At 33.6% G+C, this 25496-nt stretch carries 28 protein-coding genes; 6 read left to right on the top strand and 22 right to left on the bottom strand.

The genetic code is table 11. The annotated features are described in order from the left end of the window. The first annotated feature begins 14 nt into the window (after positions 1–14). Positions 15–2231 carry a methyl-accepting chemotaxis protein gene (locus tag A2530_RS06345; RefSeq protein WP_294885003.1) on the top strand — a complete coding sequence of 739 codons (2217 nt, stop codon included), beginning with the start codon at positions 15–17 and terminating at the stop codon, positions 2229–2231. Here the strand turns inward: A2530_RS06345 and A2530_RS06340 are convergent. From A2530_RS06340 to A2530_RS06320, 5 genes are all read right to left on the bottom strand, one after another. Further along, on the bottom strand, positions 2228–2983 hold the full coding sequence (locus A2530_RS06340) for an MnmC family methyltransferase (protein ID WP_294885004.1): 756 nt from the start codon (positions 2981–2983) through the stop codon (positions 2228–2230). The two genes, A2530_RS06345 and A2530_RS06340, sit on opposite strands and share 4 nt — an antisense overlap. Continuing rightward, entirely contained in the window at positions 2984–3478 is a 495-nt protein-coding gene (locus A2530_RS06335) for a hypothetical protein (RefSeq protein WP_294885005.1), read from the bottom strand. It abuts the gene before it with no gap. Between the two features lie 3 nt (positions 3479–3481). Next, on the bottom strand, positions 3482–3784 hold the full coding sequence (locus tag A2530_RS06330) for a hypothetical protein (protein ID WP_294885006.1): 303 nt from the start codon (positions 3782–3784) through the stop codon (positions 3482–3484). A 3-nt stretch (positions 3785–3787) separates the two neighbouring features. Next, entirely contained in the window at positions 3788–4291 is a 504-nt protein-coding gene (gene luxS, locus A2530_RS06325) for an S-ribosylhomocysteine lyase (RefSeq protein ID WP_294885007.1), read from the bottom strand. A gap of 74 nt (positions 4292–4365) precedes the next feature. Then, entirely contained in the window at positions 4366–4722 is a 357-nt protein-coding gene (locus A2530_RS06320) for a helix-turn-helix transcriptional regulator (RefSeq protein ID WP_294885008.1), read from the bottom strand. A 282-nt stretch (positions 4723–5004) separates the two neighbouring features. On the opposite strand from A2530_RS06320, the gene A2530_RS06315 reads away from it, so the two are divergent. From A2530_RS06315 to A2530_RS06295, 5 genes are all read left to right on the top strand, one after another. Then, positions 5005–7623 carry an EAL domain-containing protein gene (locus A2530_RS06315; RefSeq protein WP_294885009.1) on the top strand — a complete coding sequence of 873 codons (2619 nt, stop codon included), beginning with the start codon at positions 5005–5007 and terminating at the stop codon, positions 7621–7623. Between the two features lie 8 nt (positions 7624–7631). Further along, entirely contained in the window at positions 7632–9590 is a 1959-nt protein-coding gene (locus A2530_RS06310; protein WP_294885010.1) for a nitrate- and nitrite sensing domain-containing protein, read from the top strand. A 144-nt stretch (positions 9591–9734) separates the two neighbouring features. After that, the gene (locus A2530_RS06305; RefSeq protein ID WP_294885011.1) at positions 9735–11693 is read left to right on the top strand and encodes a methyl-accepting chemotaxis protein; all 1959 of its coding nucleotides are present in this window, start codon (positions 9735–9737) and stop codon (positions 11691–11693) included. Further along, complete coding sequence (locus A2530_RS06300) at positions 11665–12252, top strand: chemotaxis protein CheB (RefSeq protein ID WP_294885012.1); 588 nt, start codon at positions 11665–11667, stop codon at positions 12250–12252. Before A2530_RS06305 ends, A2530_RS06300 begins: the two co-directional genes overlap by 29 nt. Next, positions 12252–13031, top strand: coding sequence for a CheR family methyltransferase (locus tag A2530_RS06295; RefSeq protein WP_294885013.1), 780 nt, complete (start codon positions 12252–12254; stop codon positions 13029–13031). The genes A2530_RS06300 and A2530_RS06295 overlap by 1 nt, the downstream gene beginning before the upstream one ends. A gap of 140 nt (positions 13032–13171) precedes the next feature. Here the strand turns inward: A2530_RS06295 and A2530_RS06290 are convergent, their stop codons facing one another. The 17 genes from A2530_RS06290 to A2530_RS06210 form a co-directional block, all read right to left on the bottom strand. Then, on the bottom strand, positions 13172–14128 hold the full coding sequence (locus A2530_RS06290) for a thiamine pyrophosphate-dependent enzyme (RefSeq protein WP_294885014.1): 957 nt from the start codon (positions 14126–14128) through the stop codon (positions 13172–13174). 10 nt (positions 14129–14138) lie between these two features. After that, positions 14139–15362, bottom strand: coding sequence for a 2-oxoacid:ferredoxin oxidoreductase subunit alpha (locus tag A2530_RS06285; protein ID WP_294885015.1), 1224 nt, complete (start codon positions 15360–15362; stop codon positions 14139–14141). Beyond that, on the bottom strand, positions 15362–15757 hold the full coding sequence (locus A2530_RS06280) for a 4Fe-4S dicluster-binding protein (RefSeq protein WP_294885016.1): 396 nt from the start codon (positions 15755–15757) through the stop codon (positions 15362–15364). Before A2530_RS06280 ends, A2530_RS06285 begins: the two co-directional genes overlap by 1 nt. A 10-nt stretch (positions 15758–15767) precedes the next feature. Beyond that, positions 15768–16325 carry a pyruvate flavodoxin oxidoreductase subunit gamma gene (locus tag A2530_RS06275; RefSeq protein ID WP_294885017.1) on the bottom strand — a complete coding sequence of 186 codons (558 nt, stop codon included), beginning with the start codon at positions 16323–16325 and terminating at the stop codon, positions 15768–15770. 123 nt (positions 16326–16448) lie between these two features. After that, positions 16449–17087, bottom strand: coding sequence for an HAD family hydrolase (locus A2530_RS06270; RefSeq protein WP_294885018.1), 639 nt, complete (start codon positions 17085–17087; stop codon positions 16449–16451). A 7-nt stretch (positions 17088–17094) separates the two neighbouring features. Next, positions 17095–18591, bottom strand: coding sequence for a peptide-binding protein (locus A2530_RS06265; protein ID WP_294885019.1), 1497 nt, complete (start codon positions 18589–18591; stop codon positions 17095–17097). A 115-nt stretch (positions 18592–18706) separates the two neighbouring features. Beyond that, entirely contained in the window at positions 18707–19096 is a 390-nt protein-coding gene (rpsI, locus tag A2530_RS06260; protein WP_294885020.1) for a 30S ribosomal protein S9, read from the bottom strand. 10 nt (positions 19097–19106) lie between these two features. Beyond that, positions 19107–19529: a 50S ribosomal protein L13 gene (gene rplM / locus A2530_RS06255; protein ID WP_294885021.1), complete on the bottom strand. Its 423-nt coding sequence runs from the start codon at positions 19527–19529 to the stop codon at positions 19107–19109. Between the two features lie 127 nt (positions 19530–19656). After that, positions 19657–20187, bottom strand: a complete 531-nt coding sequence (locus A2530_RS06250; RefSeq protein ID WP_294885022.1) for a C40 family peptidase — start codon at positions 20185–20187, stop codon at positions 19657–19659. Positions 20188–20257: 70 nt separating this feature from the next. Beyond that, positions 20258–22987: a RecB-like helicase gene (locus A2530_RS06245; RefSeq protein WP_294885023.1), complete on the bottom strand. Its 2730-nt coding sequence runs from the start codon at positions 22985–22987 to the stop codon at positions 20258–20260. A 1-nt stretch (position 22988) separates the two neighbouring features. Continuing rightward, positions 22989–23222 carry a VF530 family protein gene (locus tag A2530_RS06240; RefSeq protein ID WP_294885024.1) on the bottom strand — a complete coding sequence of 78 codons (234 nt, stop codon included), beginning with the start codon at positions 23220–23222 and terminating at the stop codon, positions 22989–22991. A gap of 52 nt (positions 23223–23274) precedes the next feature. Next, complete coding sequence (locus tag A2530_RS06235; RefSeq protein WP_294885025.1) at positions 23275–24138, bottom strand: ORF6N domain-containing protein; 864 nt, start codon at positions 24136–24138, stop codon at positions 23275–23277. A gap of 25 nt (positions 24139–24163) precedes the next feature. Next, positions 24164–24382, bottom strand: coding sequence for a hypothetical protein (locus A2530_RS06230; protein ID WP_294885026.1), 219 nt, complete (start codon positions 24380–24382; stop codon positions 24164–24166). After that, positions 24372–24536: a hypothetical protein gene (locus tag A2530_RS06225; protein ID WP_294885027.1), complete on the bottom strand. Its 165-nt coding sequence runs from the start codon at positions 24534–24536 to the stop codon at positions 24372–24374. The genes A2530_RS06230 and A2530_RS06225 overlap by 11 nt, the downstream gene beginning before the upstream one ends. A 103-nt stretch (positions 24537–24639) precedes the next feature. Then, positions 24640–25041, bottom strand: coding sequence for a type II toxin-antitoxin system PemK/MazF family toxin (locus A2530_RS06220; RefSeq protein WP_294885028.1), 402 nt, complete (start codon positions 25039–25041; stop codon positions 24640–24642). A gap of 86 nt (positions 25042–25127) precedes the next feature. Then, positions 25128–25289 carry a hypothetical protein gene (locus tag A2530_RS06215; protein ID WP_294885029.1) on the bottom strand — a complete coding sequence of 54 codons (162 nt, stop codon included), beginning with the start codon at positions 25287–25289 and terminating at the stop codon, positions 25128–25130. 35 nt (positions 25290–25324) lie between these two features. Further along, positions 25325–25486 carry a hypothetical protein gene (locus A2530_RS06210; protein WP_294885030.1) on the bottom strand — a complete coding sequence of 54 codons (162 nt, stop codon included), beginning with the start codon at positions 25484–25486 and terminating at the stop codon, positions 25325–25327. Between the last annotated feature and the right edge of the window lie 10 nt (positions 25487–25496).

The following is a 25496-nucleotide window of genomic DNA, read 5'->3' as shown; positions in this document are numbered from 1 at the left end:
TCGGAGCTTACATTATGTACTTTTTAAAATTTTTCTTACTTTTAATCGCTTTTTCTTTAACTACTCTTTTTGCAAAACCAAACACTCCTGATGCTCAAACCGCTGCGAAGTATGGAGTAAAATTAGTAGATACCGCAAGTGCTTTGTCACTACAGCAAAACGGTGCTTTGTTTATAGATACTAGAAAAGTTCCGGAGTATGCTTTTGAAAAAATCGATGGAGCTCTCTCCGCTTACTATGATGAGAAAGGAGGAAATGAAAATAAGATTGAAAACTTTGATGCTTCAAACGATACTTTTTACAACTCAAGAATTCCATCGGACAAAGATACGAAACTTATATTTTACTGTAACGGGGTTAAGTGTTGGAAATCATACAAGGCTGCCGTTTTCAGTGCAAAAGCCGGCTATAAAAATGTCTTTTGGCTTCAAAACGGAATAACAAAGTGGAAAGAGAATGGACTAAAGATTGACGGTATTAATGAGATAAATATCGATAAAGAGGAGTATTTAAAGGAGAATTTATCTACATATATTATCTTGATGTCATCAATAGCGGTTGTTATTGTCATAGGACTCTTTTTTCTTTTTAAAATACTTATTTATAAAGACAACCTTCTTATATCAAAAAAGCTTGTCAGCAATATCTTTGTGGTAATAATAAGTATGTCATTTTTAGGATACTTTTCACTCGTAGCTTCAAACGGCGGAGAAAATGCTCTAAAAATAATATATGAGGATAACTTTAAACCACAAAATGAGCTTTTACATGCTATCAATGACTTCAACTCTATTCAAAACAATATTTCAAATGCATTAACAGGAATTATTGCTTTTGAAGGTGCTAGAATCGCTCTTTTAGAGACAAGAAAAAATATGGATTATATTATTGAAAATGTAGTGAAAACATCATTTTATCAAGATAAAAATATAAAAAGCTCTTTTGATGAAATCATAACAGAATATAAAAATTCAACAGAAATTTTAAATAGTATAGAAAATGCCTATAACAAAGAAGACATGGAAACTTTAGCAAAGATAGCATCCAATGAGTGGGCTTTATCAAGTGCCATAATAAATAAAAAGTTTAATATCATAAAACAAAAAGTGAATAATAAGATTAGAGCTATTTACGACAAGACCTTTTCATCTTTAGAAAAAAGTTTTTACAATATTTTGATACTTATTATATTTTTCATTTTAGTCTCTGCGCTTTTAAACTTTAGACTTTATGCATTTGTAAAAGAGAGCATACTTACTATAAGAGATACTATTGTTTCTACGGTAAAAACACTCGATTTATCTGATAATGATTCAGGGTATAAAAACAGTGACGAACTCGGCGAGGTTTCCACTGCTTTTAAAACATTTATCAAAGAGGTTCAAGAAGCTATTAATGAAGCAAAAAATTCATCAGACTCAAACGGTGTATTTACGCTAGAGATGAAAAATAGTGCGTCTTCTATCAGTGATGCATCAAACAAAGAGTTTGAAATTGTACATGCTACAAAAGATATGAGTGATGATATGAAAACGAAGCTTTTAAATACTGCTCAAAATGTTCAAAAAACTCAAGAGGTAACATCAAAAGCCGAGGAGAATCTTCAGGAGCTTCAAGCAGATATATTGGATATAGTAGATAAAATTCAGCATAATGCTCAAGTAGAGGAAGATATAGCCTCTCACCTAAATCAACTCACAAATGATGCACGAAAAATCAACGATGTTTTAGGAATAATAGAAGATATTGCGGATAAAACAAATCTTTTAGCACTCAATGCCGCTATTGAGGCGGCTCGTGCCGGCGAACACGGAAGAGGATTTGCAGTAGTTGCCGATGAAGTGAGAAAACTTGCAGAGAGTACACAAAAAGGAATCAGTGAGATATATGCAAATATTAGTGTTATTACCCAATCGATAACAGATGCAAGTACCCAGATGAACGGTAACGTAGAAAAAACAAGGGAGTTAAGCGACAACTCGGAAATCATGAGAGAGAAGCTTCAATACACAAAAGACATCATAACCTCAACGGCTGATTTGGCAACATCGTCTCTTCAAAGCACGCAAGCTGTTCAGGAAAAAGCCGAATTAGTTTTAAGCAATATAGCTGCAATTGATAAAATTGTCAGTCAAAACAGAGACAATGCTATAAATATCTCTCAAAGCTCAAACAAACTCTATGGTGTAAGCCAAACACTAAAAACCCAACTCAATAAATTTAAAACCTAATCCCTTAGAGATTTTACATGTGGATTGCATGAAATTTTATGTTTCATATCTACATGTATAAACTCCTTTAGCTCGCTTAAAGAAGCAACCGTCGCATCTCTAAAACCATCCCCTTGATTTACGTAAACATTAAAACCGTTCTCATAAAGGGCAAGTCTTGTAGGCAGTGCAATTGAATATGTAGTCAAAATAGCATCTTTTTTTATGATATTTCTGATATCTTCAAAATACTCTTTTGTCCATAAAGCAGGATTTGCACTTGGAGAAAAAGCGTCCTGATAAACTATGTCAAACGTCTCTTTGTTAAATTTTAGTATATATTCTCTAGCATCACCCAAAAAAACCTCTACATGTAGATTCTCATCGCTATAAAACCCGTTATCTGAAAGCTTTGTAATTATATGTTTAAATTCATCAAACTCTTTTGGATAGTTAAATTTACTCAACGATTTTACTAAAGATGCATCTAACTCGGGAGAAAAAATATTGAGTTTTGAAGCCAGAGCGTTTTTTTTATGATAGTAAATAGTTGCCAAAGTGTTAAAACCTAAACCAAAGCAGATATCCAAAATAGATATCTCTGCTAAAGTCTCTTTAATTTTAAAAGCTGGTTTTACATGTTTTAACAGCGACTCTCTAAACGCACCGTCTTTTGTAGAATGGTAATGCTCATCATACTCTTTTGAGTAAGCCGTATAGCTTCCGTCTTCGCTTAAAACCATCTCATGAAGTTCATCGTCAAACTTTTTCATTTACAAACCGTTGCCCCACATGTGCATTTTTTTAGCCATTACCAAGTCATATCCGTCAACGATATCTATCTCATTTGGTGCGCGAAATTCATACTCTTCAAGCATCTCTTTAATTGCTTTGATATCCATAACACCTTTTTTCTCCATAATGATAATATTTGCAGTGTTTGCAAGTGTCAAATATGAGTGCTTCAAAATCATCTTTTTGTTTTTATGCGCATAAAAAATATCTTTTAAAACAACCATGTCATGGTCTCGCGGCAGTGCACGAAACGGTTTTGAAAAATCATCAACATGTTGAATATTTGAACTTGAGAGTTTTAACATGTCATTTATACTCTCTTTTGCATAAAGAGCTATGTCAAATCTACCATCAACTCTTTGCATCATCTCTTGAAACAGAAGCGATATCTCATCAACGTTTGTTGTTACATGTAGATAATGATTACCCGGAAGCGGCTTAAACAACGCTCTAAATTGTTCTAGATTTTTCATTTTTTAGTAGGTAAGCTCGTTTAACTCTCTAAATAAAAATGCTTCCATAATGTCATCAACACTTCTTTGCGTGTGAGCTACTAAAATCATCATTCCAAGCTCAATAAACGGCCACACGTATTCGCTCTCATCCATAACAATCAAAACTTCACTAAAATTATCAAAACTATCTTTATCTTCGCTATGTTTTGTCTCTACGACTCTGCCCTCTTCTAAAAGGATTTGAGTCCAACATTTTGCCTCATTTATCTTACAGATAGATGAGTCTTGTAAATTATCGCTATCCATCGGAATTAAAATATACATGTACTATTTTACCTTTGTCACATCAAGCGCAATATCTTCGTTGTTCATCACGCCTATACCTCTATCTAGCACTTTTTGAGCTATTGCTTTTGCATCCGCTAACGAATGCATCTTATAAGTCCCACACTGATAAACATTAAGTTCGGGAATATCTTTTTGCTCTTTTACATGTAGTATATCTTCCATAGAGGCTCTCCATGCTTCGCTTACAACTCTCTCATCCGGAGTACCTATCAAACTCATGTAAAACCCTGTTCTGCAACCCATTGGGGAGATGTCGATTATCTCTACTTTATCACTGTTTAAATGGTCTCTCATAAAACCGGCAAAAAGATGCTCTAAAGTATGAATACCCTCAGAGGATAAAATCTCTTTGTTAGGCTGAACAAATCTTAAATCAAACACCGTTATATCATCCCCTTTTGGTGTTTTCATTCCTTTGGCACGACGAACTGCAGGTGCCGGCATAATTGTATGATCAACCGTAAAACTGTCTAATAATGGCATAAAAATATCCTTTTAAAAATTGAGTTATTGTAGCGTTTTTTTATTTCTCTAAAGATAATAAAAAAGTTATAATTTTATGATAACAGAGAAGTTTCTTTTAGCCTTTTCCTTTTTTTTGCTGCTGCAGCTTTTAATTCATAATAAAAAATATCTTGTTCATCATCATCAAGTTCTCTATATGCAACTAACCCATCATACTCTTTTTCAGACATATCCAAATTTTCTAAATCATCCATATGATTTTTCATATTTTTTTGAGCTTCTAATTTCATCTTTAATAGTGAAATTTTTTCAATATATATTTCCTTGATAGGAGTTAATCCTTTCTCTAGATTTACAATTTGTCTTGCAGACACCCCAAACTCTTTTGATAGCGCTTGTTGGGAGAAACCCAACTCTTTTCGGATTGTTTTCAATTCTTCACCCGTCATCGAACCTCCAATTTACACTACTGTAGCAAAAAAATATCTTTTCACTAAAAAACTATTGACTTAGTGAAATAATTTCAATATAATCCACTGTACCTAAAAAGACACTTGTAAGACACTTTGTTATTTGTTAATTTTATTAAAAAACAATGATTCTATTTTATATAAAAGTAGATTAATATTTATTGAGTATCTATTGCTCATATGCACCGTTTTATAGATTTTATACAATCGATTTTAGAGCATTTGTTGCTAAAATTAATACCTAGAGGTTAAAAGAACTTTATGAAAAGTTTAAATATAAAATCTAAATTACTTCTTTTATCTTTAGTTCCTCTAACAATCATAGCCATATTCTCATATGTAATCTTAGATAAGATTTTTGAAGAGAAAAATAATCTGGAATTTTCAAAAAAACATATAGTAGAAGCCGGGGCAATAGCAAAAATAGTTCACTTTATGCAAATCGAAAGAGGTCTTAGCGTTGGATACATAGCGAATTTTAAAAAAAACGACTCTCTTCATTTGTCAAGAAAAAATGTGGACGATGCTATAAAAAATGCGGAATTAACCTTTTCCAACAAAAGTGATAAGTACGATATTATAGAAAATATAATAAAAGAGCTAAAAGCAAAAAGGGAACAAATCTATCTTTTAGATCTCTCTACGACGGATGTAAAAAGCTACTACACAAAAGAGATAGCATCTCTTATAAATATCATCAAAACTCTACCCTCGGTTATTGACGACAAAGATAATAGAAATCTTATCCAATCATACAGTTATCTTACTTTGGCTAAAGAAGCACTAGGGCAAATCAGAGCTATACTCAATGAAGTTTTTATAGCAGACTCATATACAAATAATGACTTCTTTTTATTTATAGAGAATGTTGGAGTATATAATGCAAATATACTTAATTTTATGACGATAGCCCCAAAAGAGGTACTGGACTTTTATAAAACAGGATTTACCACAAAAGAGATAAACGAAACATTTGAAATAATTGATTTTGTCATTAAACATGAAGCTCGAAAAAATTTCAATGTTAAACCCTCTTCTTGGTTTGAAAAAAGTACTAAATCTATAGATTTCCTTCATAAAATAGATTTTGATTTATATCAGATTGTAAATGAGTCTATCACTCAAAAATTAAGAGTGTTGTCATATAAAATTTTCGTTGTTATGATTTTTTTTGCTTTAACAATAATAATGATTATTGTATTAATAACAATAATGATGAAAAAAATCTTATCTTCTACGGATTTATTGGAAAAGGAATATGTTAGCTCTTTGTCTTTGTTAAAACAATACAAAGAAGCTGTTGATGAGAGTTCTATAGTCTCAAAAACAGATATAAACGGTATTTTAACCTATGTAAATCATGAATTCTGTAAAATCAGCGGATATGTAGAACATGAGCTTATAGGAAAACCTCATAGTATTATTAAGCATCATGATATGAAAAAAGAAATTTTTGAAGATTTATGGCAAACTATAAAAGATAAAAAAACAGCATGGTGCGGAGAGATAAAAAACCGTAAAAAAGATGGCAGCTTTTATTGGGTAAAGGCATATATAAAACCTATTTTAAATAATAATGGGGATATTTTAGAGTACATAGGAATACGAACAGATATAACAAATATAGTTGAACGAAAGGCTCTTTTTGAAAAAGCAGCAAAAACCGATGCTCTTACAAATTATGGAAATAGATATAAGTTAAATAGTGACATAAAAGCAAAAGAAAACTTATCACTTGCTCTTTTTAATATTGATGATTTTAGGCAGATAAATGATTTTTATGGACATGAATGTGGAGACCGTATCATAAAATCAGTAGCGGAAAAGATTTATAATTTTATCTCCAAAGAAAAAAATCTCTTTTTTTATAGACTTCAAGGTGATGAATTTGCTATTTTATCCACAGTAGATGTGAAAGATAGTTTTTTGCTTACATGTAAAGATATTCTTGTTCTTTTAAAAGATGCTTTTATTTTTGCCGAGAAAGAGATAGTGCTTTCATGTAGTTGCGGTATATCTTTTGAAGATAAAAAAAATCTTCTTATTAGTGCTGATATGGCACTAAAAATGGCGAAACAAAAAAACTGCGACTTTGTAGTCTATGATGAAGAAAACTCACTAAATGATAAATATGAAAATAATATAAAGTGTGCAAAAAGACTAACAACCGCTTTACAAAATGATAAGTTTATAACTTTTTACCAGCCTATAGTAAATAATGATACTTTAAAGCATGAAAAATTTGAAGCCCTTATAAGAATGATAGATGAAGATGGCAAAATAATTTCACCTTTTTTCTTTTTAGAGGTAGCTAAAAAAACAAAAAAATATTTTGATATAACAAAAATCGTAATTAGACAATCTTTTGAGATGTTTAAAGAGAGTAATGCAGAATTTTCTATAAACATTACAATTGAAGATATATTAAACAAAAATATAACACTATTTATATTTAAGATGCTTGATAACTATGACATAGGCAAAAGAGTTGTTTTTGAAATAGTAGAATCTGAGTATATACAAAATTTTGAAGAGGTTTCAGATTTTATCAAGAAGGTCAAAACATACGGCTCTAAAATAGCCATAGACGACTTTGGAACAGGATATAGCAACTTTGAGTATCTGATAAAACTTCAGGCAGATTATCTAAAAATAGACGGCTCTCTTATAAAAAATATAGCTACCGACAAAAACTCATATCTTGTCGTCTCGGCAATTGTAGAGTTTGCAAAGAAACTAAATATGAAAACTATTGCCGAGTTTGTAGAGAATAAACAAATTTTCAATATAGTAAAAGAGCTAGATATCGATTATTCACAAGGTTATTATTTCTCCGAGCCTAAAAATACATTGACCATTCCCGTAAAAAGCACCCTATAAGGAAAAAAATGAAAAAAGTAAGTTTAAAAACAAGATTATTGATACTAACCGTTATACCTATTTTTGTTATCTTAGCACTATCCGTAAACAGAGTATTTTACGATATAAGCATAAAAGATAATCTAATTATGACTAAGCATCGCGTACAAGAGGTCGAAGCTTTAGCAAAAGCAATTCACTATATACAGATAGAGAGAGGTTTAAGCGTCGGGTTTACGGCAAGCCAAGGCAAAAAGAATAAAAATATACTCCCACAAATACGACAAAAAGTCAATGAAACTATAGATAATATAAAAACAGTTTACACAAATACAAAAGGCGATAATTCAGTTATTAACAGCATAAAAGATCTTACTAAAACAAGAAACTCCATAGATTCTTTTAGCATAAGCGTGCCTGATGTGGGAATGTACTATACGAAAACTATAGCTTCTTTGCTCTTAAATGCGGCCTATGTCCCTTCTTTAATGAATGATAAAGAAGCTAGAAATATAATTCAAGCATATACTCACTTGGCACAAGCTAAAGAGACTTTAGGGCAGATAAGAGCAATTTTAAACGGGGCTTTTATAAAAGACGAATTTGCGTCAGATACGTTCTTTGCTTTTGGAAAAAGTTACGGCGGCTATATCATAAATACTACAAAATTTTTAACTCTTTCTTCCAAAGAGTTAAAAGATTTTTACGACAACACCTTTAAAGGAAAGAGTGTCAACGAAACATTTAACATGATAGATACGGCTCTAAAAAAAGGAAATACAGGAAGTTTAGGAGTAGATTCTTCGGTATGGTTTCCTACAGTAAGCGCTTCTATAGATTTACTTAGGGAAGTAGAACTTAAACTGTATGATAATCTTTATAAATTAACGGATAAAAAGATAGAAGAAGCATCTTTTAACATAACGGTATTGTCGGTAGCATTGATTATCGGTATTGCTCTTTTTACGATTTTTATATTTTGGTTTATAAAATCATCTATTACAAACCCTATAGAAAATTTTAAAGAGACTGTTATATTGATAGCAAAAGAGAACAACCTTACTCTAACCGCAAACGAAAATGCTCCACAAGAGTTGTCAGAAATGGCATCTAGTTTTAATGCTCTTATAAAAACTCTAAGAGATCTTATAGAAACTTCTAAACAATCATCAAGCGAAAATGCATCCATTTCTCATGAGCTATCTACAACATCTTTGGGGGTAGGCAAAAACGTTGAAAAGAGCGTAACAGTTGTGGATGAAGCTACCAAAAAAGCAAATGATATAAAAGACAATATAACTCTTGCTATACAAGAAGCACAAAAAAACAAGCAAGAGATTATAAAAGCCAACGAAAATTTAAACAGTGCCAGAGATGAGATAGTTACTCTTACAAATAATGTTCAAAATTCAGCACAACTTGAAATCGAGTTAGCACAAAGAATGGAGCTTCTATCCAGAGAGGCAAATGAAGTAAAAAGTATATTAGAAATAATAAACGATATAGCGGATCAGACCAATCTTTTGGCACTAAATGCAGCCATCGAGGCAGCACGTGCAGGAGAACACGGACGTGGATTTGCAGTTGTTGCCGACGAAGTACGCAAACTTGCAGAGAGAACGCAAAGAAGCTTAGCGGAGATAAATGCTACCATAAATGTGATAGTTCAATCCATAGTCGATGTAAGCACACAAATGAGTTCCAATTCAAATAAAGTTCAAGCATTGGCAGTTAATGCATCGGATGCAGAACAAAAGATAAACGAAAGCGTTGAGATAGTTAAAAAGGCCGTTATGGCAACCGATAAAACAGTAGGAGATTTTGAGCAAACTGGTAAAAATGTAGAATATATAGTATCTCAAGTTTCAGAGATAAATCAAATTTCTTCACAAAACGCAAGAAGCGTCGAAGAGATAGCCGCGGCAGCCGAACACCTTAACTCTATGACGGATGAACTACATGTAAAACTAGAACTCTTTTATACTTAAGTTATACTACTTGATTTAAAGTGCCTTTTTTAAAACAATACAAGATTAATTAACTTTTAAAAAAATATATTAATATTTTTTGTTATTAATCTTAAATGTTAATTTTATATGTTAACATCTGTTTTTTAAATTAAAAGGAGAGTTATGAGAAAATCGAGTATAAAATCCAAATTGCTACTATTGACAATTCTTCCTACTGTAGCCATATTATTTTTATCAGTTATTTTAATCACAAAAACGGTAGATGAAAAGAGCAGTCTGGAAGCTACGAAAAATTATGTATTAGAAACCGAGTCTTTGGCAAAAGCAGTTCATTATATGCAAATAGAGCGAGGTCTTAGTGTAGGTTTTGCGGCATCACAAGGCACCAATAACGCTAATGCTATTCCAGCAGCTAGGCTAAACGTGGACAGTGCAATCACAGAGGTTAGAGACGTTTATGCGAAAACAAAGGGCGATAGCTCTGTTTTAGACTCTTTTAGCGAATTAGCTAAAAAAAGAACCTCTATTGACTCCCTAAGCATAAGTGCGCCTGAGACCGGAACTTATTTTACACAAATTATTATAACTCTTATCGATACAACCACACATGCTCCATCTCTTATAGAGAACAAAGAGATTAGAAATACTATTCAAGCATATACACATATGGCTTCAGCCAAAGAGTCTCTAGGGCAGATAAGAGCTAATTTAAATGTTGCTTTTAACAAAGATGCTTTTGTAGAAAAAGATTATTTTGCATTTTTGGGTCGCATTAATACTTATGATGTAAATATTCGCAAGTTTAACAATTTAACATCGCCTGAATTAAAAAACTTCTATGAAGCTACCTTTAAAGGCGAAGTTGTAGATAAAACAATGTCAATGATGAATATTGCAAAAGAAAAAGGTATGAACGGCGATTTTGGGATAGAATCATCACTCTGGTTTTCAACAGTCACTGCTTCAATAGACCTGCTTAGAGACGTTGAGCTTAAACTCTATAAAACAACTCATAATTCTATTGAAAAAAAGCTCTCTGATGCATCATATGCTATTATAGAGATTATTGCTCTTGTTTCAGTAGGTATAATTATCTTTACGACTTTCATACTATATCTAACTAAAACTGCTATATCTAAACCGATAGAAGAGTTTAAAGAAACACTGCTTAAAATAAGTAAAAATCATGATTTAACTATACCTGCAAACGAGAATACTCCGCTTGAACTCTCCCAAATGGCACATAGTTTTAACGCACTGTTAAATAATCTAAAAAACTTAATAGAAACTTCTAAACAAAGCTCCGGCGAAAACGCATCTATCTCGTATGAACTCTCTACTACCGCAATGAGTGTTGGAGAGAATGTAGAAAACTCAGTTGTTGTCATAAATGAAGCTACACAAAAAGCAAATCAAATAAAAGATGAAATCCAAAGAGCAATTTATGATGCACAGGATAGTAAAAAAGATATCGTTAAGGCAAATGAGAATCTAAAGTTTGCAAGGGAAGAGATAGTTAATCTAACTCATAAAGTTCAAAATTCTGCAGAGTTGGAAATTGAACTAGCCGACAAGATGCAGTCTCTTTCGCATGAAGCAAATGAGGTTAAGAACGTTCTTGAGATTATCTCAGACATTGCAGACCAGACAAATCTTCTAGCACTTAATGCCGCTATAGAAGCTGCTCGTGCAGGAGAGCACGGACGTGGATTTGCGGTTGTTGCCGATGAAGTTCGTAAACTTGCAGAGAGAACTCAAAAATCACTTACGGAAATTAATGCTACTATAAACGTGATAGTTCAATCAATTATGGACGTAAGCACTCAAATGAGCTTAAATTCACAGGAGATTCAAGAGTTATCAAACAGTGCAATAGACGTTGAAGAGAAAATAAATCAGAGTGTTACTATAGTTAATGATGCGGCAGATGCAAGCGATAAAACGGTTAGTGATTTTGAAAAAACAGGAAGAGATATAGAGCATGTGGTATCTCAAGTCTCACAAATAAACGAAATATCTTCTAAAAATGCAAGAAATGTCGAAGAGATTGCTGCTGCGGCAAAACATTTAAATACCATGACTGATGAGCTTCATGCAAAACTCGAACTATTCCATACCTAGCAAAATCGTCCTAATAGGAGCCTCTACAGGAGGTCCGGGACAGATAGAAAAAATAATTTCATCACTACCCATACTAAGAAATACAAGCGTCATAATTGCTCAACATATGGCGATGGATTTTATACCTAGTTTTGCAAAAAGATTGCAAGAGCATAGCCTAAACTCTGTTACCTTAGCAAACAATAACACTCTGCTTGAATCCGGCAATGTCTATCTCTGTTTTGGGAGTACCATTATTAAAAAAAATGCTTCTATACTAAATTTTAAAACTAGCCCTTCAAAAGCACATAAATATAACCCAGATATAAATGCCATTTTTAACTCTTTTGTCTTGTTTGCTAAAAATATAGAAATTCTAGGAGTCATTCTAACAGGAATTGGCGATGATGGAGTAGATGGATGCAAACAGCTCTCACAAGCTGGAGCAAAAGCTGTTACACAAACAGAATCTAGCGCTATTGTTGATGGTATGACTGCTAGAGCAAGAGCAGAAGTACCAAATATTGAAGTTTTGGATATCGTAGAGATTAGAGATAAAATTATGAGGTTTTGCAGTTAATGTTTAGTATATTTAAGAAAAAAAAAGCAATTGAAAATATTGAGATAAGAGTAGCAAAAGACGAAGATTATGCGGATGTAGTGCCTGTAGCAGAGTATTTTAAGAATGAGACAGGCGTAACATTTGAAAAGCAGATATCTATTTTAAAAAATAAAGTTACTGCTTTTTGCAGACGAAGAGGAATAAAATCATTTTTAGAACTTTTGCATAATGTTAAGCATGACAATGAGCTTAAACAAGAACTTATTGATACTTTAACAACAAATGAGACATTTTTTTATAGAGAGTTTAAACAAATTGAAGAACTTGTAAAACTGGTCAAAAAAACAGATAAGAAAGTGGATATCTTATGTGCACCATCTGCAACGGGAGAAGAACCTTATAGCATAGTTATTGCATTACTAGAATCCGACATCCCACAACACAGTTTTCATATAGTCGGTATAGACATAAACCAAGATGCACTAGATAAAGCAGAAAAAGCTCTCTTTAAAGAGAGAAATGTAAGAAATTTATCATCTCTGTTAATTGACAAATACTTTCAAAAAGATGGCGAGAAATTTATCCTAAAAGATATAATAAAGTCACATGTAACATTTAAACTTACAAATTTATTTGACTCATCCTTTAAAAATATTGGAAAATTTGACTTTATATTTTCAAGAAATATGCTTATATATTTCGATAAAGAGACAAAACTAAAAGCTAAAGAGATTTTGGAAAGTATGCGTAAAAATCCAAATCAGGAAATATTTTTTGGACATGCGGATTTGTTTTAAGATTTTTAGTCAATTTAAAACTTAAAAGTAGTTATTAAAAGTTTTAGATTTAGTGTAATTTGTGTTTAACTCAGACTAAGGCTATACTCCAGTATGCCGTGTCTGAGTTAGGCGCAAAGTGCGATGAAGATAAAAGCTTTTTAAACTCTAGCTTCTTCACGGCGTTGCAAGTACGCCCACTTAGCATCTACACGCTCTTGCCACTCTTTAATTAAGTATTTGTACTCATCTTTAAATAAGTGTTTAAAACGCCCTTGAGCAGCTAAATATTCCTCAACAGGAACAACATTTTTTGGTCTGTACGTAATGTTTAACTCATGTCCGTCAATAATCTCATAAAGAGGAAATACTAAAGAGTCAGTTGCTAAATCGGCTATGTTCATAGTGTCTTTTGGGTCAAATTTCCATTCCGTAGTACATGGAGAAACAGCATTGATAAATACAGGTCCATCAACTGCTAAACCGTGCTGAATTTTCTTTACCATATCTTTCCATTTATTTGGAGCAACTTGAGCAGCATAAGGTATCCCATGAGCAGCCATAATTGATAGCATATCTTTTTTATTTCTCTTCTCACCGTAACTATTACGTCCTTCAGGAGATGTCGTTGCAGAAGAACCTATCGGGGTCGAACTTGAACGCTGTCCACCAGTATTTGCATAAACTTCATTATCAAGAACAACATGCATTATGTTATGTCCGCGCTCCATACATCCTGAAATCCATTGAAAGCCGATATCGTATGATGCGCCGTCACCTGCAAAAGAGACAAACTTTGGAGTTCTTTCAGGCTGTTTTAGGCGACCTTTTTTCTTTAACGCTTTATACATAGTCTCAGCACCCGCAATTGCAGTTGAACTGTTTTCAAATCCGATATGAATCCATGAAGCATCCCAAGAAGTATATGGATAAACGGCAGTACAAACTTCTAAACATCCTGTTGATGCAGAGAGAACCATATCATCATTTGTAGCATTTAATACTTCACGAACGATAATGGAGTGTGCACAACCGGGACACAAAAGGTTTGCACCTTCAAAACGGTCAGCTGATGTTGAAAACTCTTTTAAGTTTTTAATTTTTTTCATTTCACTCACAGTTTTCTCCTTATAAATATGCTAATTTCGGTCCGCGAACACCGATAAATTGTTGTAATTTTGTGGTAACTTTACCGGCATCTACATTCGCTTGAAGTTCAGTATATAAGTCAACTAGATGTTTTTTAGTTAAGTCACGACCGCCTAGACCATATACATAGCCAGATAAAAGAGCTTTTGTGTCAGTATTAAAAAGTGCGCCTGCAAGCTCATTAAACAACATACCTGCTGCACCGTTTGGAGATGAGCGATCAAGTGCTGCAATAGCTTTCACATCTTTTAATGCATCGATGATTTCAAAGAAAGGAATAGGTCTTAATACTCTAATACCTACAACACCTGCTTTTATTCCTTTTGCTCTCATCTCAGTTGCAACTTCACGAGCGGTTTCCACTGAAGAACCCATACACACGACACAGATATCTGCATCATCCATATCGTATTTTTCTACTAAATTATATTTACGACCTGTTAATTTTTCAAAATCATCAAAAGCTGTTTGAATTTTAGGTAAAACTTTTGTCATTAAATCATTATGTTGACGAGCTTTATGCTCAAAGTGCCAATCCTCTTCAGTTTGAACACCGTGAGTTACCGGATGTTCAAAGTCAAGCATATCATTCATAGGTTTATATTCACCTACAAATCCATAAGCAACATCATCACTCAACGGGCTAACACCTTGTGCCGTGTGAGAAGTCATAAAACCGTCTTGGTTAACTATTGCCGGAAGTCTAACATCATGGTCTTCTGCAACTTTAAATGCTATTAAGTTTAAATCGTATGCCTCTTGAGGAGAGAATGCATCAAGCTGTATCCAACCGCTGTCACGAACCATATACATATCTGAGTGATCACCGTTAACGTTAAGCGGCGATGCAAGTGCGCGATTTACAAGATTGAGCACGATTGGCAAACGCATACCTGAAGCTTGATAAAGAGTCTCAGACATAAGAGCAAGACCTTGAGAAGATGTTGCAGTTGCAACACGTCCACCGGCTGCCGCTGCACCTATACATCCTGACATTGCAGCATGCTCGGATTCAACCATTACAAATTCGCCTTCTACGTAACCATCTGCTAGAAACTTTGCATAACCTTCAACAATAGGAGTTGATGGTGTAATAGGATAAGCAGCAACAACATCAATCTGACACTGTCTCAAAGCCTGAGCAGCCGCATGATTACCGTCCCATACTTCTATGTCTTTTAGTTCCATTTTATCAAATGCCATTATGCTTCCCCCTCATCTTTTTTAGGCCAGTTTGCAATCTCTGACTCTTCGTCTGATTGTTCTTGGAACATCAACAACGATTTTGGGTTTGTAGGACAAACCTCTACACAGATACCGCATCCCTTACAGTGATCCATATCCACACCTATTAATTTTTTATCTCTTGAGATGATTGAAACATCCGGACAGTAAACCCAACAAAATTGACAATCAATACAATAATCTTTGTTGAATATAGGTTTAATAAGTCTCCAATCAGCTACACTTGCAGTATATGAACTGCTTTGTGAATAATCACGGTCTTGTTGCTGAGTTCCTGCTATATCATCTATTTTTCCATTGAAAGTACGAAGCATGGCCCCTATTTCAAATTCATCCCACCCTTTTTTTGTCATCTTAAATCCCTTATTTCACTTCATCAAAAGCGCGTTGAATAGCAATCATATTTGCATCAATAATCTTTTGTGGTAATTTTCCAAGAATTCTTTGCATACTCTCTTTAAAAAAATCCATCTCATACATTCCGGAAACTTTCATAAATGCACCGAGCATCGGTGTATTTGGAATTGGACGACCTATAGTTTCGTTTGCAATCGTTATACAATCAACCGTATAAACCTCTTTACCTTCTAGTTTAGGTTGAGCTTTAATTAGCTCCTCAGTAGTTAAATGTGTCGTAATAATATATTTTGTACTATCTTTATGATTTATCGTAACGTCTGCCGTAAATACTAATGCAGGGTCAATAACAAAAACATAATCGGGTCTCATATATTTTTCATGATTCATAATCACTTTATCATCTACACGGTTGTAAGCCGTCATTGCAGCACCACGTTTTGCAGATCCATAAAATGCAAATGCTTGAACGTGCTTACCGGTCGTAGAAATAACATCCGCCAAACCTTTAGCACCAGTAACAGCACCTTGTCCAGCACGACTATGCCATCTTATTTCTAGCATAAACTCTCCTTCTATTTAATAAATATATACGAACCTTGATTCTATTTTACCCCTTATTTTAGACAAGTTGCTCTTAAAAATAGCTTGATACTTTACTCTTTTTTAATAACTGTATGAAGTGTGTTATTTTTTCCTATTTTTAAGATATCCTACCGCTTCTAGTGCATCATTCAATATAACATTTGTGAACATTTTCAATGTTTCTAGCTTATCGTAACCGCTTAAAACTCCTATTGAATTAATATTTGCCGCCTTAGCGGCAATTAAATCCAATTTTGTATCGCCAATCATCCAAATTTCTCTATTTTTTGTATCTAATTTTTCTAAAGCTTTTATTATTGGCTCAGCGTGAGGTTTTGGGTTTTGCACATCCTCTCTGCCTATTAGTACCTCAAAATGGTGCATTATTTCAAAATGCTCCATTAATACCTTTGAATATCGTCCTGTTTTTGTTGTAACTATTCCCAAAGTGGCAAACTGACTTGCCAATTCTACAGCCTCTTTGGCATTTTTTAAAAGCTCAGTTTTTTTAGTTGATATGTCGCTGTAATGCTTTTTGTATGTAGAAATAATTTCAGAAATCACACCCTTTTCTACTCCTAAATTTTCATACATGATATCAAGCGGATAACCTATAAGCGATTTTATCTCTTCATCATCTCTTCTTTGAAGTTTGTGAAAATCAAAAGAGTGGTGAAACGACTCCAAAATTGCTTCAGTTGAGTCAATAAGCGTTCCGTCTAAATCAAATAATATTATCATAAATTCTCTATTTCTCCCATTTTATGTAATTATGCCAGATTCCACTAGGGCTTGGCTGAATATTTTTTATCTCTTTGCTAACAGTAGTTATCGAGTTTGGAATAAATAAAAAAAGATACGGATTTTCATCTGTAATTATTTTAAACATCTCCCTCCAAAGAGCAGATAATTTTTGAGCATCTATCATACTTTGAGACTCTTCAATCATTTTGTTTATTTTTGGATTGTGGTAACCGACCAAATTAAAACCGCCCTGCTTGTCATTATCGCTGTGCCAGAACATGTACGGATCTGGCGTAGGAGAAAGTCCCCATCCAAGAAGCACACTGTCAAATTTGTGAGGAAAAACCACCATATTTAAAAATGCCTGCCACTCCATAACCCTAAGTGTAACTATTACACCCGCTTTTTTTAACTGATGCTGAAGTATTTGAGCGGCATAAGGTCTTATTTCACTTGAGTTTGAAGTTGCTATCTCAAATGTAAATGGATTCTCTTCATCATAACCCGCCTCTTTTAAAAGTTCTTTTGCTCTTTTTATATTTTGAACAGGTGCTTTTACGTCTTCATTAAATGCTTTTGTTGCCGGTAAAAAAGGTCCTGTACACACTTTTGCATGACCAAAAAAAAGAATTTTAACCAACTCTTCCCTATCTATTGCTAATGAGAGTGCTTCTCTTATTTTTGAATTTTTGAATTTTTCTAAGCGTAAATTAAAACCTAGATAAGTATAGGATTGTGAAATATTTTCATAGATATTAAATTTTTTAAAAAAGTCATCGCTTAGCTGTCTCTCATACTGCATAGGTTCAATACTTCCGACATCCAAAGCGGATGATTTTAACATCAAAAAACGTGTCATCGGGTCTGCTATGACATGAAAAGAAATTTTGTCTATCTTTGTTCTGCCTTCAAAATACTCATCAAATGCTCCAAGAATAATATTTTTAGAGTGTTCTAACTGCTCTAGCTTATATGCACCCGTTCCTATTGGATTTGCATTAAAACTTGAGTTCATTAGGTTTTGCTCATCTTTTAATACATGTTGCGGTAAAATCCCCATCATCCAAGTCTCTAATGCCTTAAAATATGGCTCTTTATATCTAACCTTTACCGTAAAATCATCAAGCGCCTCTACACTACGGACAAACCTAAAACTTGCACTATACGGTGAGCTTATTTTTGGAGAAACAAGTACACTGTATGTAAAGACTACATCTTTTGCACTAAATTTTTCTCCGTCATGCCACTTAACATTTTTATGAAGTTTAAAAATAAGAGTTTTATCATCTTCAAAATAGAACTCTTCTGCCAAATCGCCTATAATCGTAGATAAATCTTTGTCATACTTAACAAGCCCGTTAAATAAAAAGCCGGTAATTTCTGATGAACTTGAATCAGTTGCTAAAATAGGGTTTAACCTTGCCGGATTTGTAGATGTAGCTAAATGAAGCGTAGAAGAGAAAAGATTTAGTGATAAAAATAGAATTAGAAGATATCGCAAAATTACTCTTTTTTTGAGTGATTATACCAAAGATAATTTAGAGTTGTTGTTAATGAAAAGTAGAAAAAGAAGTTTTACAGTGCAAAAAGCACTGTAAAAAAAGTTCTTGTAACGATTAACGTTTTGAGAACTGACGAGAACGACGAGCTTTGCGCTTGCCCGGCTTTTTACGCTCAACAACACGTGAATCACGAGTCATCATACCCTCAGGTTTTAGTATAGCTTTCAACTCAGGGTTAAATTTAACTAATGCACGAGAGATACCGTGACGAAGTGCGTCTGCTTGACCACCGAAACCGCCACCTAATGTTGTAGCTACGATATCAACAGATGTATCTTGTTTAGTTAGAGCAAGAGGTTGTTTAACACGAAGTTTTTTTGCCTCTAATCCGCCTAACCACGCATCTAATGAAAGACCGTTTATGCTCATATTCCCACTACCTGGAGTTAACCATACTTTTGCTATTGATGCCTTACGACGTCCCGTTGCATATATTTTTGCCATCTGGTTATCCTTACTTAGCTAATTGTGCAGAGTGAGGATGCTCAGCACCTGCATAAATTTTTAATTTTTTAATCATTTTAGCACCAAGCTTAGTTTTAGGAAGCATACCGCGAGTAGCTAATTTGTAAAGCTTCTCAGGATTTTTTTCTAAAAGTTCAGTCATTTTAGTACTTTTAACACTACCGAAGTAGCCAGAGTATGAAAAATACTCTTTGTTAGCAATTTTGCCAAGACCGTTGAATTTTGCTTTAGAAGCGTTAACTACTACTACATAGTCTCCACAGTCGATATTTGGAGTAAAACATGGTTTGTTTTTACCGCGAAGTATTGTTGCAACTTCAGTAATAATACGACCAAAAGTTTTACCTTCAGCATCAATCAAAACCCATTTTTGATCGATTTGTTCAGGAGTTGCAATTTTCGTAAATTTCATTCTTGAACCTTTCAAGTAATTTTCTTAACATCAACATATTTAATGCCTGTTTAATTGGCGAAAGTATATCTTCTTTTGCTTATAAGAAACTTAATTTATGGTTTTTTTAAGGTTTATCGGAGTGTAGTTAGTTTTGTCTGCTTGATAACTCTTGCTCACCAACAGCAAGTCGTTTTGCATACATAAAGCGTTGTTTATAGTATCTTTTATTTATCGTATCGTATTGAACTCGCTTACTTCTAAACGAAGCATGTATAATCTGCCCGTTTCCTGCATAAATTGCTACATGTGATGGTTCTCTCTTTTTATATGTACGGTAAAAGAGCAAATCTCCGACTTGCAAATCTTTAACATCGACTTTAAAACCATATTTTGACTGTTCTGCCGCTGACCTAGGAAGCGACAATCCAAGCTGCTCAAAAACTTGTTTTGTAAATCCGGAACAATCTGTTTTAGAAGTATTTTTACTGCCAAATCCATAAGATGCACCTAAATACTCTTCAGCTTTTGAAATAATTTTATTTTTTTCTGATGATTTCTCTTCTATCTTATCTATAAGAAGATACGGGGATTTAAAGCGGGTTTTATGATGCGCTTTAGCATCAAGATGAGTTCCAAAAAGAACAAAAAGAGCTATTAATAGATATTTTTTTCTCATTTTGCTCCCTTGTTCTTTATATTTGCCGATAATTATAGACTTACAAAACTTTGATACAGATTACACCGAATTAAAAAATTTTAACTATTTTTACACTTTTTTCTAATAAATAACAGATATAACCATCTACCTCATCCCCCGTAATCTCCTTTACGGCGTTTATGTAATATGAAACTTGTTTTACATGATGTCGTGCATATGATAGAGAGCTTTTATAGTCAATAACGCTCCATCGTGATTCATTTTTTACCAATAAATCTATGTATCTGAGATTTTTTTTATATCTAATCGCCTTTTCTCTGTAACACTCGCCGTTTACCAAAGAGATAAACTCCTTATTTTCTAAAAGCATTTTTACTCTGCCAAGTATCTCCTCAATCTCATCATTTTCTAAAGTATAACCGTATTTATTCATCATCATATCTTTTGCATGAGGTATATTTTGCTCCTTAAACTCTCCTAGCATCTCTAACATGTAGTGCATTGCAAGACCGAAGTTTATAGACTTTAAATCTTCATACTGTTCCTGTTCAAGTGCCAAAATATCGCTTTGAGTTCCGTAATAAAGCGGCTTATAATCTAAAGGCTGAAACTCTGTTTTAACTGCTAAATTTGTATTCTTTTGTTTACATGTCAAAATTCCGAGTTTTATACATGAGGCCTTTAGGGTTAAATCTAAAATATCAAACATTGAGTCTTTTGATTTTAAAACAACAAACAGGTTTTTTTTGGCTCTCGTAAATGCGACATACAAAGCATTGAGACTGTCTTCGTAAATAAGAGCCTTCTCTTTTTTGAGCGCATTTGCATAATTTTTGTCTATCTCATCTCTTCCTTTTATGCGGAGATAGATATTTTTTAGAGTTATGCCCTCATACTCATAGATAATTGCATCACGAGAAGGCGGAGCTTTTTTAAGTCTGTCCATAACGATTACATGTTCATACTCCAAACCTTTTGATTTATGCACGGTAAGGACTCGCACGCCGCTTAACTCGGAAGCCGCAGCACTCATATCAAGCCTCTCGTACTCAAACAAAAGTGCTTCTATATCGCTCTGATTTGAGAGTGCATTTAAAAATCTCACAAGATTAAAATCATCGCTAAAAAGACCAAACTCTTTTATGGCATCTTTAACAATATCTAAGATTTTTACTTTGTTAAAATCAACTCTTTTAATGCTTTTTACTTCCCCAGAGATAAGAGCAAAAAAGTTGTACATGTAGATATCTTCGCCGAAGTATTGGTACTTTAGATACTCTAAAACGGCTTTAACGCTTTTTTGATTGATAAGTTTTGTAGTCGTCTCGGTCACGACATCTATGCCCACAGAGTGAAGCGTCTGTTTTACTTCTTCGCCGTCGCCGTTTGTAGCGCATAAAACGGCTATCTCGTTAATATCTGCACCTAAGCTTATAAGTCTCTTTACCTGAGTCGTTACCTCTTCTAAAAGCTCATCGTTTTGTATAACCTCGACATAGCCGCCGTTTGCATCTGCCTTAACTAACTGAGGAGTATAGTTTTTTATTTTATCTACAAAAACACTGTTTACAAATTCGACAATCTCTTTTTGTGAGCGGTAATTTGTCAGAAGTTTTTCTACATGTGTGTTATTCTCACTTCTTACCGTATCAAACAGAGCGCTCACCCCGCCGCGAAATCTGTAAATGGACTGCTTTACATCTCCGACAAAAAAGAAACTTCCGTTGTCAAAAATGCCCTTGCCGGATGTTATCTCATCTATAAGCGGTTTTAAAATCTCATACTGCAAAATGCTAGTGTCTTGAAACTCGTCAAGTAACATGTGCTCAATCTGGGAATCAAGCCTAAAGTATAAAAACTCGCTGTCGTTTATAAGGTTTAGAATCTCATAAACAAGGTATGTCACATCACTAAAACTAAGCTCGCTATCATCCATGTAAAGTGCTTTTTTGCTCTTTTTGTATATGTCACTCAGCTCTTTTAGGGCTGCAAAGAAATTCTGCTCTTTGGCTCTGTTTTGATTTTTTAGAGCCTCTTGTATCTTAAATAACAATTCATCCATCACGGGAGTAAAACACTTTTTAAAAGTGCTGTAATTTAGACTCTCTCTGCCAATCCAAGCTTTGGCGATAAGCTCGTCAAAACTCTCTGCCTGCACTGATTTGATGGCGGTTGAAGAAGCATCTTTGCATGACTCTACAATCTTTCTCAGCTCTGACATGTAGAGCATCGCTTGTTGTTCAAACTCTAAATAATCCTGCTTTTTAAACTCTATATCTTTTAGCTCTGAAAACTTTATATAAAACTCGTCCAAGAGTCCAAATATATCCGTAAGTCTTTTGTTCGACTGCAAAGAGAGCGTTACAAGCGTCTCTTTTTTGCCTGCAACGCTTACCTCTTTTAAAAACCGTGAGAGAAGTTTAAGCTCATGCTGAGAAGAAAATGTCGAAAAATCCGGCATCAAAGAGGCGTATAGAGAGAATTTTCTAAGTATGGAAGTAAAGAAACTGTCTATCGTCATAATCTTAGTATGCGAGTTTAAAAACTCATTTAGGATTCTTTGACGATTTTGCAAAAGATACTCTTTTGAGAAACCCGTAACTTTTACTATCTCGTCAAGTTCTCCTCTGTGTTCAAGCTCCTCTAATGTCGATACTATTCTCTCTTGCATCTCATTTGCGGCTTTGTTGGTAAAAGTGAGTGCCAAAATCTTAGACGGCGATGCACCCAAAAAAAGCAGACTAAGATAACGCACGACAAGCATAAAAGTCTTTCCGCTTCCCGCACTCGCCTCGTAGGCTAGGTTATTTATGAACATCTTATTTTTTATTACCCATACTTTTTATGTAAAACTCTTCAACTTTAGCCCTCGCCCACGGTGTTTTTCTAAGAAACTTCAGACATGAGCTAATAGTCGGGTTTATCAAAAAACATCTGATATCTACTTGATTGCTCAACTCTTTAAACCCGTAACGCTCAACCAAAGTCTCTAAAATATATTGCAGTTTTATGCCATGCAACGGATTGTTTTTGTTTTTTTCTTCTTCGCTCATTTTTTTCCTTTAGTTGTATTTTTATTTTATGCCACATGCAGTGGCACTTCTCTCACTTCAACCGCTCTATTATCTCAAAGCTTGCTCTATTCATTTTAGAAAATGCAAACCACTTTTTACCTAAATCTTTTAGAGATGCTCCTATGTGATAGACTTCGTCATCTATAAGTAAAAATCTATCGTGAGAGAGGTCAAATCTTTCAAGTTCTATTTGTTTGTACTGACTATTGTATTTTTCTACATCTAGTTTCAATTGTTTTGAAATCTGTTTTGTATAGATAGTTATTTTTACTGTTTGATTTTTGCTAAGCAGTGTTAAAACCGACTCATCTACATAGTTGTCAAAAAGAGTTATTGTGCTTTTTGCACTTTTGATTAAGTCACTGATAAAAGCATACGCATCAAAAATCTGCCCATCATAAAAAATGCCCTGTTTTGGTTTTATGGTTTTGTCTTCTATGGCATCAAATATTTTATTGAAATTTTCATTATGAATAGATAGTCGTTCTTCTATTCTCTCGAATCTTTCAAACATACTTTGATTAGAAGAGATAAGCTTTCGCATATCTACAAAAGCTCTTATGATTTTAATGTTTATTTCAATAGCTATTTTGCTAGTAAGTACAGATGATAAATTTGCCACACCATGCTCTGTAAATAAAAATGGTTTTGCTCCACCGAGATGTTGTTTTGAAGGTATCACAGATTGTGACACCATAAAATCTATATCTTCATTTGTTGCTTCAAACATAAAATCTGATGGAAATCTCTCTATATTTCTTTTGACGGCTTGTTTTAATACTCTTGTCTCTACACCGTAAAGCTCTGCCAAATCTCTGTCTATCATGATTTGCAAACCTCTAACGGTAAAGATTTTGTTTTGGATAGCATGGTTATATGTTATAGTATTGTTCATGTTGCTTTATCCATATCTCAAGGCTTTATATTTTAAATTTTATATGCTTCAAATTATCAGCCAAATTCTGAATAATTTGTGCCCCATACTCAGCCCTGTCATTACCATTTTGTTCATACTCTACTATATGATGCCTGATGAGATAGTTTCGGATAGTCAAGTTTACACTTACGCTCTGAATCGCTTTTATCTGAAGTGTTGTGTGTATGTCGTTTATGCTAGAGATTAGATTTTTAAAGGTCATTGTTTATATCCATTTTATAAATTCTTTTGCCAATATTCCAATAAAGTAACACTCTTTCAAAATCAATAGCTCTTATGGCTTTTTGTTGAGAAGTCGTTATTAAGTTTTTTACATCTTGAGTTAGTGTAATTATATTTTTATTTTTTAGCTTCATAAATTATTCCTTAACTCATTTTATAATAATATTTCACTCTTGTTTTTCATCTCATATTTTGTTATAATCTTTTCACAATTCGCCTAACGGCACACCCACTTTTTTAAGTGGGAATAATCATTCTTGTTATTTTATCTTGAATTTTTTTGAAATCTTCCATATTTACTTTACCAATTTTATCTGTAATCCTTTTCTTACTAAAAGTTCTTAATTGCAATATCATGGCACTATTTTTTACGATACATTTTTTATTATTAAATTCAAATTGATGAAAGTAATCATCGTCTTTTAATGTGCTTGTTAATGGAACTCCTAAAAATAAATCACTTGTAAGTTGTCTAACAACAATAACAGGTCTTGAAAACATCTCACCTTTTCCATACTCTTCATCCCCAATATTTTGTCCTATCTTAACCCAAAATATCTCCCTCACTTTTATCCCTAATTTTCTTTTATTTTGGATGGTTTCTTTTTTAACTTCATTCCATTTATCATACTCTTGCATTGTTAGTTACCTTTATTTTATTTCACATTGTTTTCTGATATGTTTCTTAGTTATCTCGTTTTGCAGTATATTTTATGTATATTACTTTACTCATCACTTAATTCCAAAATATCATTCAGATACTTTAGACTATCCAAAACGATTTGCACACTCTCTTGATTTGTAAAGATTGGAATCCAATGCAAGATAGTACATGTAATGAAGTAAGAATGCGCTGGTTCATACACTTTATATCTACTTCTGCCCATTCGTTGCCCCTGTTTTTTCTATCATCGGCTTATATTCATTCCCACGCAGAGCGTGGGAACGAGAAAAGTAATACTCTCTCAAAATCAATAGCTCTTATGGCTTTTTGTTGAGAAGTCGTTATAAGGGTTTTTATATCATCACTCAGCGTTCTTGTTTGTGAAATTTCACTTAAACTTTGGTTTGTTATTTTTGCCATATTTTGAGCC

The organism is Sulfurimonas sp. RIFOXYD2_FULL_34_21 (genome assembly GCF_001830805.1).
GTDB lineage: Bacteria > Campylobacterota > Campylobacteria > Campylobacterales > Sulfurimonadaceae > Sulfurimonas.
This window is presented reverse-complemented; position numbering and strand designations above follow the sequence as displayed.